The following is a 13,740-nucleotide window of genomic DNA, read 5'->3' on the forward strand; positions in this document are numbered from 1 at the left end:
ACATACTTGTTCCAACCTATTACCGATTTTTAACTCAGAGGAAAAAGAAATGGCTAAAATTATTTGTGTACTCTACGACGACCCCATAGCGGGCTACCCGAAGTCTTATGCGCGCGATGACGTTGCGCAACCAGAACATTACCCTGATGGGCAGACGCTGCCGACGCCGAAAGGCATCGACTTCAAGCCCGGCACCTTACTGGGCAGCGTGTCCGGAGAACTGGGCCTGCGTAAATATCTGGAATCGAATGGCCATCAGTTGGTTGTGACTTCCAGCAAGGATGGTGCCGATAGCGTGCTTGACCGCGAACTGCACGACGCCGAGATCGTCATCTCGCAACCGTTCTGGCCCGCTTACATGACAGCCGAGCGTATCGCCAAGGCACCGAAACTGAAAATGATCGTGACTGCCGGTATCGGATCCGATCACATCGATCTGGAAGCTGCCAACACACGCAACATCACCGTTGCCGAAGTGACCTATTCCAATAGCAATAGCGTTGCCGAACATGTGGTAATGATGATCCTGTCACAGGTGCGCAACTATATTCCTTCGTACAACTGGGTGGTCAAGGGTGGCTGGAACATCGCCGATTGCGTGGAACGCTCCTACGATCTGGAAGCGATGAGCGTCGGTACCGTTGCTGCCGGACGCATTGGTTTGCGCGTATTGCGCCTGTTGAAACCCTTTGATGTCAAGCTGCACTACACGGATCGCCATCGCCTGCCTGAATCGGTCGAGAAAGAACTCAATCTGACCCATCACACCAGCGTGGAAAGTCTGACCAAAGTCTGTGATGTCGTGACGCTAAACTGTCCGTTGTATCCGGAAACGGAACACATGATTAATGAAACAACGCTGAAGAACTTCAAGCGCGGTGCTTATCTGATCAACACGGCGCGCGGCAAATTGTGTGATCGCGACGCGATTGTCTCAGCGCTGGAAAGCGGCCAGTTGGCTGGTTATGCCGGCGACGTCTGGTTCCCGCAACCACCACCGGCCGATCATCCCTGGCGCCACATGCCGAACCACGGCATGACTCCGCATATTTCCGGCAGCAGCCTGACGGCGCAAACGCGCTACGCTACGGGTACGCGTGAAATCCTCGAGTGTTACTTCGAGGGCCGTCCAATTCGTGATGAGTATCTGATCGTGCAAGGTGGAAAACTAGCCGGCGTGGGTGCGCACTCATACAGCGAAGGTAACGCAACCAAGGGTTCAGAAGAAGCGGAGCGATTCAAAAAATGATAGGGCCTAACAAGCAGCTTGTTGTTTTGGTGACTCCCGCTCACCCGCAAACCTGCCTCCTAAACTGAAGATACAAGGAACTTAGTCATGCAGACCACTGACCACAACCAACAGCAACAGCACGCGCCAGGCGCGTCGTCACAGTCGGCCGTCGGCCCCGAGAAACTACCGGGGATTCGTCATATCATCGCCGTCGGCAGCGGCAAGGGCGGCGTCGGGAAATCCACGGTGAGCGTCAATCTGGCGCTCGCGCTGCAGCAGCTTGGAGCCTGCGTCGGGCTGGTAGATGCCGACATCCTTGGCCCCAGCATCCCCGGCATGCTCGGCATCCCAACCGATGAGCCGCCGGCGATGACTCCGGACAGCAAGATGATCCCGGCAGAGCGGCACGGTCTGAAGGTGGTATCGATGGGCATGCTTACCGGAGACGACAAACCGGCCGTGTTGCGCGGGCCGATGGTGGGCAAATACCTGAAGATGTTCGTCGGCGGCGTGCAATGGGGACCGCTGGACTACCTGATCCTCGACCTCCCGCCCGGCACCGGCGATACCCAGTTGACACTGGCGCAAAGCATGCCGCTGTCGGGCGTGGTGATCGTCACGACACCCCAGGCCGTGAGCCTCAAGATCGCCCGACGCGGCTTGCGCATGTTTGAGAAAGTGCAGGTTCCGATTCTTGGGATCATTGAGAACATGCGCGGCTTCACCTGCCCCCACTGCGGCGAGAGCACGGATATCTTCCGTCACGGCGGCGGCGAGCAGATGAGCCGGGAGATCGGCGTCCCGTTCCTGGGCGCTTTACCCCTTGATGCCGATGTCGTCACCTGCGGTGATGAGGGTAGGCCCATCGTGGTGGACCAGCCAAAGTCGGTCAGCGCCAAAGTGTACTCCACCATCGCCGCAGCGCTGGTGGAACAGCTCCATGCAGCGGTCGCGACGCTGAAGCCCTTTGTGTGGAAGTGGGACAGCAACGAGGGCGCGCCGGCCTGGCTGGAAGACGCGGCGCGGCCTGCCGGAGCGCGGAACACGCCCATCGGTCTCTTGCGCCGCGATCCGCGTACCTTGTCCATCCTCTGGGAGGACGGTCATCGCGACGACTTCGATGTCCGCGACCTGCGCCTGTCATGTCATTGCGCCCTCTGCATCGAGGAGATGAGCGGACGCAAGCTGCTCGATCCCAAGACGGTGCGGGCTGACGTGAGCCCACGCCAGATCCGGAGTGTAGGCAACTACGCGATCGGGTTCGATTGGAACGACGGTCATAACAGCGGGATACATACGTTTAACGACCTGCGTGCTTTGGGCGAGCGCGCTGCAGCAGAGAGCATCGAAAATGTCTGAAGCACTGTCTGTGGATCTGGCATCTGTAAATCTGGCTTTTGTGGATCAGCCGATCAGCATCCGCGCGGAGACTTCTCTCGCCGACCCCGACACGTGCAAGTTCACCGTGAGCCGCAGCTTGCATCCCGGCGGCCCCTTCTTCTTCGGCAACAAGGAACAGGCGACCGGGTCGCCGCTGGTCGAGCGACTGTTCGCGCTACCCGGTGTGGCCAGCATGCTCATCGCCGAGAGCGTGGTGACCGTCGGCAAGGAGTCGGGCGCCTCGTGGTCGGGACTGAAAGCGGCCATCGGGACGGCGATCCGGACGCAGTTGCTCACCGGCGTGCCGGCGATCTTGGAGATGGCAGTCCACGCCAGCAAGCAAGGGCGATCCGATGCCGAGCTTGGCGTGGTCGTTCAGCAACTGCTGGACAAGGAAGTCAATCGCTCCATCGCGAACCACGGCGGGAAGATTTCACTCGTGGAGGTTCGCGAAGGTAAACTTTTCATCACCATGAGCGGCGGCTGCCAGGGCTGCGGGTCCTCTCAGGTGACCTTGAGGCAGGGCTTCGAAGTCATGGTGAAAAGGGTCGCCCCGGAAATCGAGGAAATCGTCGATGCGACGGATCACGCAGCGGGGAAGCAGCCGTTCTACCCGCGCCATGAGTAGACCTATGACAAATCGACTGTCCCAGGAAACCTCCCCAGCCATCGCGACGCTCGACGATCTTGCAAAGTTGGCAAACTACTCGCTTATGGACACGCTCAACTGCGATCCTGACGCGAAAGCAGACGGAGCCGACCACGCGCCGCGACAAGTTTTTACGGGCCACTATGTCCCCATCAATCCCACGCCAATCAAAGACCCCGAGTACGTCGCTCACAGCAAAAACTTTTTTCGCGAACTTGGCTTCGCCGACAGCATGGCACAGTCGGCCGACTTCGTCCGCATGTTCTCCGGCGACATCTCGCACGTTCCGAAGCCGATGCGCAAGGTGGGTTGGGCGTGTGGGTACGCATTGTCCATCTTCGGCACCGAATACACCCAACAGTGCCCGTTCCAAACCGGCAACGGATACGGCGACGGTCGTGCAGTTTCCGTGCTTGAGGCCGTCATCAGCAGTCGACGCTGGGAAATGCAGCTAAAAGGTGGCGGCCGGACGCCATACTGCCGCGGCGCGGACGGTCGCGCCGTCCTGCGCTCAAGTGTCCGGGAGTTCTTAGCGCAGGAGCACATGCATGCGCTCGGTGTGCCAACGTCACGGTCTCTGAGTTTGTACGTTTCAAAAACGGAGAAGGTCAAGCGGCCGTGGTATTCGGAGGGCTCGCGCTCGCAGGATCCCGACATACTTATATCGGAGGCAGTCGCCATTTCGACGCGCGTAGCACCGTCGTTCATTCGGGTCGGTCAACTCGAGCTCTTCGGTCGCCGTGCGCGCAAGAAGGAACACCCGAAAGCGATGGAGGAGCTCGAGCAGATTGTGTTGCACTTGATCGATCGTGAGTACGGTGACGTCATCGACAGACAACTAAGCACTGCCGAAAAAGTGGTGTTGCTCGCGCGCGAGTTCCGCAGCCGCCTGACGTCGCTTGTGGCGAGCTGGATTCGCGTCGGCTACTGCCAGGGCAACTTCAACAGCGACAACTGCGCGGCCGGTGGCTTCACACTCGACTACGGTCCATTCGGATTCTGCGACGTGTTCAACCCGCACTACCAGCCATGGACGGGTGGCGGACATCACTTCGCGTTCCTGAACCAAGCCGTGGCAGCGGAACGCAACTTCCACATGTTTTGTACGGCGTTGCGGCCCTTGCTGACATCACTGACGTCGCATCAGGACACTCTGCGACAGCTCGACGAGATTCGAAGTGGCTTTGCGACAGTGATGCAAGCGCAAATGGAGAAGATGTGGGCTGCCAAACTTGGACTCGGCACTTTTCACGCGGCGTTGTTCAGTGAGCTCGAAACGCTCATGGTGCAAACTCCTGTCGATTACACCCTTTTCTTCCGCGAGCTCTCGATGGTACCCGACGACATTGGCCCACTCAAAAAAAGCTTCTACGATGACTCCGAAGGGATGGACAAGCGCTGGTCAGAGTGGCTCGCTAAATGGAAATCTCTCATAGTCAGCGCCAGCACGACCGTCACGAATGCTGCGCAGCCCCCTTCCCGTGAGGAGCTCTCTAGGCAGATGAAACTCGTCAACCCAAAATACAGTTTGCGAGAGTGGTTGCTTGTGCCTGCGTACAGCCAAGCGACTGCGGGGAACTACTCTCTAGTTCGAGAGCTGCAGGAAGTCATGACGCAGCCCTACGCCGAGCAGTCGAAGAAGGTGGAGGAGAAATACTATAGACCCAAGCCGTCTGAGTTCTTTGAGGTCGCTGGATTGTCGTATATGAGCTGCTCGTCATGATTTTTCTAAAACTGATCGGCCAGGGACGACACACCGTAAGCGGCCTACCCGGCGCCTACGTGTGCCGAAACCGCAGCTGTGACCTGCCGGTGACGAGCGCGCAGGCACTCTTTGAGTACTTCACCGTATGACGAAAATTGCCATCACACCCCATCGTCTTTTACCCCTATCGGGGGAGCCAGGTGCGCTCGAACGAGCGGGCATTCTCGGGGGAGATGCGTCTCCCGAAGAAGTGGTCGTCGCCTACCACGAGCGGACCAAGCACCACTTCCACCGCTACGCCGCCGCGCAGGGCTATATGGACTGGGCAACGCAGCCCGATCCGTTTCGGCGATACACGGGAGCGGATCTGGTTCGCCTCCCTCTGCCCAAAGCAGGCCGCCCGCTGCCTTATTGGCAGCTCTATGCACGCGAGACTGTGCCTCCGGCACAACTGTCGCTGGAGTCGGTCTCGTTATTTTTCCGCTACACACTTTCGCTGACAGCATGGAAGCAAGTTGGCGAGACCACGTGGCCGTTGCGCGCAAATCCATCGAGCGGGAATCTTCATCCGACCGAGGGCTATGCCCTACTACCTGCGCTCGAGCACATCGGTGACACGGCCGCCGTGTACCACTATGCGCCGAGGGAGCACGCGCTTGAACGGCGAGCGGCGCTCGACGCGAAGCTGTGGACCGAGCTGATTGCGCCTTTCCCTGAGGGCTCCTTCCTCGTGAGCCTGTCGTCGGTGCATTGGCGCGAAGCCTGGAAGTACGGTGAGCGTGCGTTCCGCTACTGCCAGCACGATGTCGGCCACGCGCTGGCCAGTCTGCGTATCGCGGCAGCGGCGCTCGGCTGGAAATTGCTGCTTCTTGACGGCGTTAGCAACAGCAACCTCTCCAGCCTGCTTGGGCTTGACCGCAATGAGGATTTCGCGGCGGCAGAGCGCGAGGAAGCTGAACTGCTCGTGTTGATTGCACCGGATTTTTCGATGCCACTTGCGGCCGACTCGAAACCAATGACGGCGCACGGCGCTGGTGTATTTTGGCAGGGCAGAGCCAACACGCTGAGCCTCGAGCACAGCGTCGAGTGGCCAGTGATCGACGAGGTTGCACAGGCGACGCGCCGCTGCGAAAGCACGCCTATCAAGGAGGACTTCTCCAGATTTCCATCGGAATATGCGCTTTTTGGGACACCAGTCCGTCAGGGCCTGCTCAGCGCGGAGAAGGCCATTCTTGGCCGCCGCAGCGCGGTAGCGATGGATGGATCGACCGCTATTTCACAAGTAACCTTCTTCCGCATGCTCGCTCGATTGATTCCGACACATGAGCGACGCGGGATGCCTTGGGACGCGATTCCCTGGCGACCACGCATTCACCTTGGGCTCTTCGTCCACCGCGTCGATGGCTTAGCGCCTGGCCTCTATGCACTCGTCAGAGATCCCGACAAGGTCGAGACGCTCAAGGCAGCAATGGATGCACAATTTGCTTGGCAGCGCGTGCCAGACTGCCCATTCGGTCTCCCCTTATACCTTCTCAATGAAGGAGACTGCCGCGCTCTGGCGGTGCGTGTCTCCTGCGGCCAGGACATCGCCGGTGATGGTGCCTTCAGCCTGGCCATGATTGCCGACTACCGGGATAGCCTGGCCACTTACGGCGCCGCCTTCTACCGTAACCTGTTCTGGGAGGCCGGCATGGTGGGCCAGTTGCTTTATCTTGAGGCCGAAGAGGCGGGCATCCGCGCCACCGGGATCGGCTGCTACTTCGACGACCCAGTCCATGCGGCCTTCGGGATCGCTTCGCGCGAGTGGCAAAGTTTCTACCATTTCACGGTGGGCGGCCCGGTTGAAGACGGGCGGCTCAGCACCTTGCCTGCGTACAACTTGAAGGAAGAACGATGAGTATCCCAAGCACTGTCCCAATTATCGGGACAGAACCACAACCCACCAGAAAGGAACAACCATGTCCCTAAACGAACCTCTCCGCCAGCAGATTTCCGAACTCCTGGCGCAAAACCAGGTCGTCCTCTTCGACATCAGGTCAAATGCCGCGTTACTGATATACAAAGGAGAACAGCATGTCGTCCCATCCCACTGACTTCCAAGGTTCCGTCATCGATGCGCTCCGTGAGGCGATCGAGCGCCAAATTCCCGATGCTCGAGCCGAAGTGAACGGCGGCGGCGGTCACTTCAACATCGTGGTGACATCGCCCGCGTTTGCCGGTAAGAACATGCTCGAGAGTCAGCGGCTGGTGTATGGCGCCATCGCCGATCTGATGAAAGGTGACAAGGCTCCGGTGCATGCCGTCGACAGTCTGAAGACCCAGATACCCACTCAACCCTCAACTACCCACACTCAAAGGAGATCATGATGGCACGCATGGTAAAACGTACTCACAGTAGCCCTTACAAGCTTGTTATTGGCGGTGAAGAAAAATATCTCTGTCAATGCGGCTTGTCCAAGAATCAGCCATTCTGTGACGGATCGCATAAGCTCGCCAAGGACGAGAACAAGGATGACAATCGTCTTTGTTGGTACGACGACGCAGGAAAACGTCACGAGCATACCGGAGACTATCTTGACATCCGCACGTTCTGAACGGTTGTCGCCGCTCAGCAGGATCCATGCAGCAACGCCCATACCCAGGCGTCCTCCAGAAACAAGAAGCAATGAATTGTAGAAAGCATTTATGAGCGCAGCACCGCTACTCCCCAAGAACGCTCCGTTCTCTGCGGAGGAAATTAACATTTTGAACAAGGTGGTGTCGCGAACGACGTCGCTGCAGCGGAGCTGGCTCTCCGGCTTTTTCGCGGGCTTCGAGGCGGCACAAGGCGCTCAGGCGGTGTCGGCGGCTGCGGCTAGGCCGCAGGTGCCTCTGACGGTCCTCTACGCCACCGAGAGTGGCAACGCCGAAGACCTCGCCATCAAGGCGAAGAAGGCCGCACAGAAACATGGCCTCGATGCACGCGTCATCGACATGGCGGACGCCGACATGAGCCTTCTCGCCAAGGCGAAGAACCTCATCGTCTATGCGGCGACATGGGGCGAGGGCGAACCTCCGGGCCGCGCGGCCGACTTCTATCATGCGCTGATGAGCGACGCTGCGCCGCGGCTCGATGGCGTCCGGTTCGCAGTGCTCGCGCTGGGCGACACGTCTTATACGCAATTCTGCGCGACCGGCAAGGCAATCGATGCGCGCCTCGAGGCGCTGGGCGCCTCCCGCGCGGCCGACCGTATCGATCTCGATCTCGACTTCGCGAAGCAGGCCGTCGAGTGGACGCAGGGCGCGCTCACTAAGCTTGCTCCGGCCGATGCACCGTCGACGGCGGCGGTGCACGTCGACTTCAAGAGCTCTGCGCAAGCGGCGGATGAGAATGAGGACGCGGATGAGCCGCTCTACACCGCAGAGACCCCGCTCGAAGCCGAGATCGCGACCTTGATCAAGCTCAATGGCACCGGCTCGACGCGCGAGACTTGGCACGTCGAGCTCGCCTCCGATGCGCCTGGCTTCACCTATCTGCCGGGTGACGCTATCGGCATAATACCTGAGAACGATCCCGACCTCGCCGCCGAGGTCGCCGAGGCGGCAGGGCTCGGTTCGCAGGCCGTGGTTTTGCAGAAGCTGCGCCAGAGCTACGACATTACGACGCTGTCGCGGCCGCTGGTCAAGGCGTATGCAAAGCTGACGGGCCGCGCCGACGTGGCCAAGCTCAAGGAGCAAGAGGCGTTCGCCAAGTTCGCGGCCGACCGCCAGCTGGTCGATTTCCTCCAGGCGTTTCCCGAGAAGCTGTCGGCGGACCAGCTTTTCGGCCTCCTGAGGCCATTGCCGGGCCGACTCTACTCGGTCGCATCGAGCCTGAAGGCGCATCCCGGCGAGGCGCATCTTCTGGTCGGCGCGGTGCGCTGGGACTCGCACGGCAAGGCGCGCAAGGGCGTAGCCTCAAGCTATCTTGGCGACCGATGCCGCATGGGTGATACCGCCAAGATTTACGTCAAGCCGAACCGCCATTACCGCCTGCCGGTAGACGATGCACGTCCGATCATCATGATCGGTGCGGGCACCGGCGTTGCCCCCTATCGCGCCTTTGTCGAGGAGCGGGTCGAGACCGGAGCCAAGGGTCCGAGCTGGCTGTTCTTCGGTGAGCGCAACTACACGTTTGATTTCCTTTACCAGCTCGAATGGCAGGATTACCTGGCGAGCGGCGCGCTCACCCGCATCGACGTTGCTTTCTCCCGCGACCAGCCGGAGAAGATTTACGTCCAGCAGCGTCTCTGGCAGCGCCGCGCCGAGCTTCGGGAGTGGGTCGAAGACGGCGCGTACCTGTACGTCTGCGGCGACGAGAAGGGCATGGCGCGCGATGTCGACCAGATGCTGGTGAAGATCCTGGGCGAGCCGGTGAACGGCGACGAGGAGGCCGGCCGCACCAAGCTCAAGGAGCTGGCGAAGGCCGGCCGCTACCAGCGCGACGTGTACTGACACTGGCGCGTGACGTTATTTTGTGGGCAACATCAAAGGAGAAGGAACATGACCGATCAAATGACCGACAAGCGTTCGCGCAACGAGATCATCAAGGAGAGCAGCCGACAGCTGCGCGGTACTATTGCCGAAGGGCTCGCCGATGTTTCGACCGGCGCGATCTCCGAGGACGATGGCCAGCTCACGAAATTCCATGGCACTTACCTTCAGGACGACCGGGACCTGAGGCCCGAGCGGGCCAAGAAGAAGCTCGAGAAAGCCTACAGCTTCATGATCCGCCTGCGTGTGCCCGGCGGCGTCGTCACGCCGGCGCAATGGCTCGCGCTCGATCAGATTGCCGGCACCTACGCCAACGGCACGCTGCGGCTCACAACGCGTGCGACCTTCCAGTTCCACGGGATCATCAAGTCGAACATGAAGCGGACAATGCAGGCCATCCATGCCGCATGCCTCGACACTTTGGCCGCTTGCGGCGACGTCAACCGCAATGTGATGTCGGCAGCCAATCCTTATCTATCGAAGTCACACAAGACGGCCTACGACCTCGCCTGCAAGATTAGCGCTCATTTGCTGCCGAAGACCGGCGCCTATCACGAGATATGGCTCGACGGCGAGAAGGTCGAGGACAAGAGCGGGGCGGCGGCAGCCAACGAGGAGCCTATCTACGGCGTCCACTACCTGCCGCGCAAGTTCAAGACGGTGGTGGCGGTGCCGCCCGACAACGATGTCGATATCTTCGCCCACGACCTCGGCTTCATCGCGATCATCGAAAACAGCGAGGTGATCGGCTACAACGTCACCGTCGGCGGCGGCATGGCCATGACCCACGGCGAGACCGACACCTTCCCGCGCACGGCCGATGTTCTCGGCTTCTGCACGCCCGAGCAGGCGGTCGATGTCGCCGAGAAAGTCGTCACCGTGCAGCGCGACTGGGGCAATCGGGAGCTTCGCAAGCGGGCGCGCCTCAAGTACACGATCGAGGACCGCGGGCTAGCCGCCTTCCGCGCCGAGCTCGAGAAGCGGCTCGGCCATCAGCTCGGCAAGCCCAAGTCCTTTGCCTTCGAAACAACGGCCGACGTGATCGGCTGGCGCCAGGGTGCGGACAAGAAGTGGCACCTGACGCTGTTCATCGAGAATGGCCGCGTCAAGGACCAGACTGGCCACGCCCTGCGTTCGGCCATGCGCGAGATCGCCGAGACGCGTGCGTGCGAGTTCGTCCTGACCTCCAACCAGAACCTGATCCTTGCCAACATCACGGCCGAGGTGCGACCGCAGATCGAGGCGATCCTTAAGGCGCACGGCGTGCAAATCACGACGTCCTCCGGCTTGCGTCGCAACAGCATGGCGTGCGTCGCCCTGCCGACCTGCGGCCTCGCCCTTGCCGAATCAGAGCGCTATCTCCCTGATCTCATTACGGCGCTCGAGGATGTGCTCGACAAGGCGGGCCTGCGCGACGCCGACATCGTCATGCGCATGACCGGCTGCCCCAACGGCTGCTCAAGGCCTTATCTTGCCGAGATCGGTCTCGTCGGCCGCGCGCCCGGCCTCTACAACCTTTATCTTGGCGGCGCGTTCGACGGCACGCGGCTCAACAAGCTCTATGCACAGGATGTCGACAACGCGAAGATCCTCAAGTTACTCGATCCACTGATCGTGCAGTACGCGAACGAGCGGAACATGAACGAACGCTTCGGCGACTTCGCGATCCGCGCGGAATTCGTCACCGCAACGCCGGCCGGCAACCGTTTCCATGACGATGTGGAACTCGCCAATTAAATTTTACGGGTCGCGCTGCAATTCGGGTGCATCGGCGCTCTTCTCTGGCGACCTTGGTTCCGCAGCAATTGACAGCAGTTTATAGACACAACCTACAGGAGTACTCGGCCATGCACAAAAACGTAACGCAGAAGTTGATCGAAAGTCACTTGGTCGAAGGCCGCATGACGCCTGGCGAAGAGATCGGTTTGAAAATTGATCAAACACTGACCCAGGATGCGACCGGCACGCTGGTCATGCTGGAATTTGAAGCCTTGGGAATTCCGCGCGTCCGGACCGAGCTTTCTGCTCAGTATGTGGACCATAACCTGTTCCAGGAAGACTTCAAGAACCCCGACGACCATCTGTTCTTGCGCAGCGCCTGCAAGAGGTTCGGCCTTTGGTACAGCCGACCTGGTAACGGTGTGAGCCATCCCGTCCACATGGAGCGCTTCGGCGTGCCGGGGAAAACCTTGTTGGGCTCGGACAGCCACACCTGTGCAGCCGGCTCCTTGGGGATGCTGGCCATCGGGGCGGGCGGTCTGGAGGTGGCGATGGCGATGGCCGGGGAGCCCTTTTACGTCGAGATGCCGAAAATATGGGGCATCAAGCTGGTGGGTGAGCTTCCTGACTGGGTGAGCGCCAAGGATGTGATCCTGGAAATGCTGCGCCGGCACAATGTGGACGGCGGGGTTGGCAAGATCATCGAGTATTACGGTCCCGGATTGAGGGCCCTGAGCGCCATGGACCGGCACGTGATCGCCAATATGGGGGCCGAACTGGGCGCCACTGCGACGGTCTTTCCATCGGACGAAGCGGTCAAGGCGTTCCTGAAAAGCCAGGGACGGGGTGATGCCTGGCGGGAGATCCTCGCAGACGAAAATGCGGCATACGACGAATACGAGGAGATCAACCTGTCGGCGCTGGAGCCGCTGATCGCGCTGCCCAGCAGCCCAGGCAACGTCGTGCCGGTGCGCGAGGTGGCAGGCAGGGAAATTTATCAGTCGTACATCGGCTCATCCGCCAATCCGGGGCTCCGGGACTTCGCCATTGCCGCCCTCATCGTGGAAGGCAAACAGGTGCATGACCGCGTTTCATTCGACGTCAACCCGACCTCCCGGCAGATTTTGGAGAACATGATTGAATTAGGTATTCTCGGAAAGCTCATCCGTGCTGGTGCGCGCCAGCACCAGGCGGGTTGCGGCGGCTGTATCGGCATGGGACAGGCACCAGCCACCGGACGCATTAGCCTGCGCACCGTTCCGCGCAATTTCCCTGGCCGCTCGGGCACCAAGGAAGATCAGGTTTATCTGTGCAGTCCGGAAACCGCCGCCGCCTCGGCGTTGACCGGCGTCATTACTGATCCGCGCACGCTGGACATGGTCTACCCCCGCTTCAAGGAGCCGGTGACCAACCGACTCAATACCGAGATGCTGCTTGCTCCCGCGTCGGAAGGTGCGCCGTATGCGCTGGAGAAAGGCCCCAATATCAAACCGTTGCCGATTTTAGAGCCGCTGCCTGATCGACTCGAAGGGCCGGTTCTATTGAAAATGGCAGACGATATCTCCACGGACGGCATCATGCCGGCCGGGGCCAAGGCGCTGCCGTTCCGCAGCAATATTCCGGAGCTCAGCAAGTTTGCTTTCAGCCAGATCGACGAGACCTACTACGCAAGAGCCATGGCTTGTCGGCAACAGGGCTCGTTCGTCGTGGGCGGCGCCAATTACGGGCAAGGTTCGAGCCGCGAGCACGCCGCCCTGGGACCCCGCTATTTGGGCCTGAAGGCGGTGCTCGTGAAAAGTTTTGCCCGGATACACCTGCAGAATTTGAGCAACTTCGGCATCCTGCCTTTGACCTTTGTCGATCCGGGGGATTGGGAAAAGATCGCCCAGGGCGATGTACTTTCCATCCCGGATGTGCGAAATGCCATCCGCAACGGGAATCGGGTGAAGGTAATTAATCTGACCAAGAACGAGACCTATGAGACCCAACACCCGATGACGCCGCGCCAAGTTGAAATAGTACTGGCGGGCAGCCTGATCAACCTGGTTCGGCAGAAAAGCCACAACCTGGAATACCAATGATCACACCCATCATCCAGAGCTTCGAGAAAATGCTTGCCAGTGGTAAGGATAATACGCTGCTGCGCTTCTCCCTGGGCAGCGAATACCTCAAGGCCGGCGAACCAGTCAACGCCGTAAACCACCTGAGGCAGGCGGTGGTACTGGATCCAAAATATTCCGCCGCCTGGAAGCTGCTGGGTCGCGCACTCGTCGAATCGGGCCAGCCTGCCGACGCCTTGGTCGCCTACCGCGAAGGCATCGCGGTGGCCGAAGCAAAGGGCGACAAACAAGCCGCCAAGGAAATGACCGTATACGCCCGCCGTATCGAAAAGTCAGTTCACGAAGATCGAGATAGGAGCAATGAGAATGACTGATGAACTTGGCTGGGAAGGGCTCGCACCTCCGAACACTACTCATCAGGCCGAACGGAAGTTAATACTTCACCGTGCCGCATCAATAAGCCAAATTTAACGTAACCCACCAG

Annotated in this window: 11 protein-coding genes; all 11 read left to right on the forward strand. The window is 60.0% G+C overall.

Going from position 1 to position 13,740, the window contains the following annotated elements:
• Nucleotides 1-49 precede the first annotated feature (49 nt).
• A complete protein-coding gene (locus ABXJ76_RS06045; protein ID WP_432745129.1) occupies nt 50-1,249 on the forward strand; it encodes an NAD-dependent formate dehydrogenase in 1,200 nt (399 codons plus the stop codon).
• A gap of 87 nt (nt 1,250-1,336) precedes the next feature.
• Entirely contained in the window at nt 1,337-2,590 is a 1,254-nt protein-coding gene (locus ABXJ76_RS06050; protein ID WP_432745131.1) for a P-loop NTPase, read from the forward strand.
• Nucleotides 2,583-3,239: a NifU family protein gene (locus ABXJ76_RS06055; protein WP_432745134.1), complete on the forward strand. Its 657-nt coding sequence runs from the start codon at nt 2,583-2,585 to the stop codon at nt 3,237-3,239. The genes ABXJ76_RS06050 and ABXJ76_RS06055 overlap by 8 nt, the downstream gene beginning before the upstream one ends.
• Nucleotides 3,240-3,243: 4 nt before the next feature.
• Nucleotides 3,244-4,983 (forward strand): protein adenylyltransferase SelO, encoded by a 1,740-nt coding sequence (locus ABXJ76_RS06060; protein ID WP_432745136.1) that lies wholly within the window; start codon nt 3,244-3,246, stop codon nt 4,981-4,983.
• A gap of 127 nt (nt 4,984-5,110) precedes the next feature.
• The gene (locus tag ABXJ76_RS06065; protein WP_432745138.1) at nt 5,111-6,862 is read left to right on the forward strand and encodes a SagB/ThcOx family dehydrogenase; all 1,752 of its coding nucleotides are present in this window, start codon (nt 5,111-5,113) and stop codon (nt 6,860-6,862) included.
• 176 nt (nt 6,863-7,038) lie between these two features.
• Nucleotides 7,039-7,332: a BolA/IbaG family iron-sulfur metabolism protein gene (locus ABXJ76_RS06070; RefSeq protein WP_432745141.1), complete on the forward strand. Its 294-nt coding sequence runs from the start codon at nt 7,039-7,041 to the stop codon at nt 7,330-7,332.
• Nucleotides 7,333-7,340: 8 nt separating this feature from the next.
• Complete coding sequence (locus ABXJ76_RS06075; protein ID WP_432746458.1) at nt 7,341-7,559, forward strand: CDGSH iron-sulfur domain-containing protein; 219 nt, start codon at nt 7,341-7,343, stop codon at nt 7,557-7,559.
• 91 nt (nt 7,560-7,650) lie between these two features.
• Complete coding sequence (locus ABXJ76_RS06080; RefSeq protein ID WP_432745143.1) at nt 7,651-9,438, forward strand: diflavin oxidoreductase; 1,788 nt, start codon at nt 7,651-7,653, stop codon at nt 9,436-9,438.
• 48 nt (nt 9,439-9,486) lie between these two features.
• Complete coding sequence (locus ABXJ76_RS06085) at nt 9,487-11,214, forward strand: NADPH-dependent assimilatory sulfite reductase hemoprotein subunit (protein ID WP_432745144.1); 1,728 nt, start codon at nt 9,487-9,489, stop codon at nt 11,212-11,214.
• 110 nt (nt 11,215-11,324) lie between these two features.
• Entirely contained in the window at nt 11,325-13,277 is a 1,953-nt protein-coding gene (locus ABXJ76_RS06090) for an aconitate hydratase (protein ID WP_432745146.1), read from the forward strand.
• Nucleotides 13,274-13,630, forward strand: coding sequence for a tetratricopeptide repeat protein (locus ABXJ76_RS06095; RefSeq protein ID WP_432745147.1), 357 nt, complete (start codon nt 13,274-13,276; stop codon nt 13,628-13,630). The genes ABXJ76_RS06090 and ABXJ76_RS06095 overlap by 4 nt, the downstream gene beginning before the upstream one ends.
• Nucleotides 13,631-13,740: the final 110 nt, after the last annotated feature.

The sequence above is a fragment of the Methylobacter arcticus genome (assembly GCF_050917435.1).
In the GTDB taxonomy this organism is placed as follows: domain Bacteria; phylum Pseudomonadota; class Gammaproteobacteria; order Methylococcales; family Methylomonadaceae; genus Methylobacter_A; species Methylobacter_A titanis.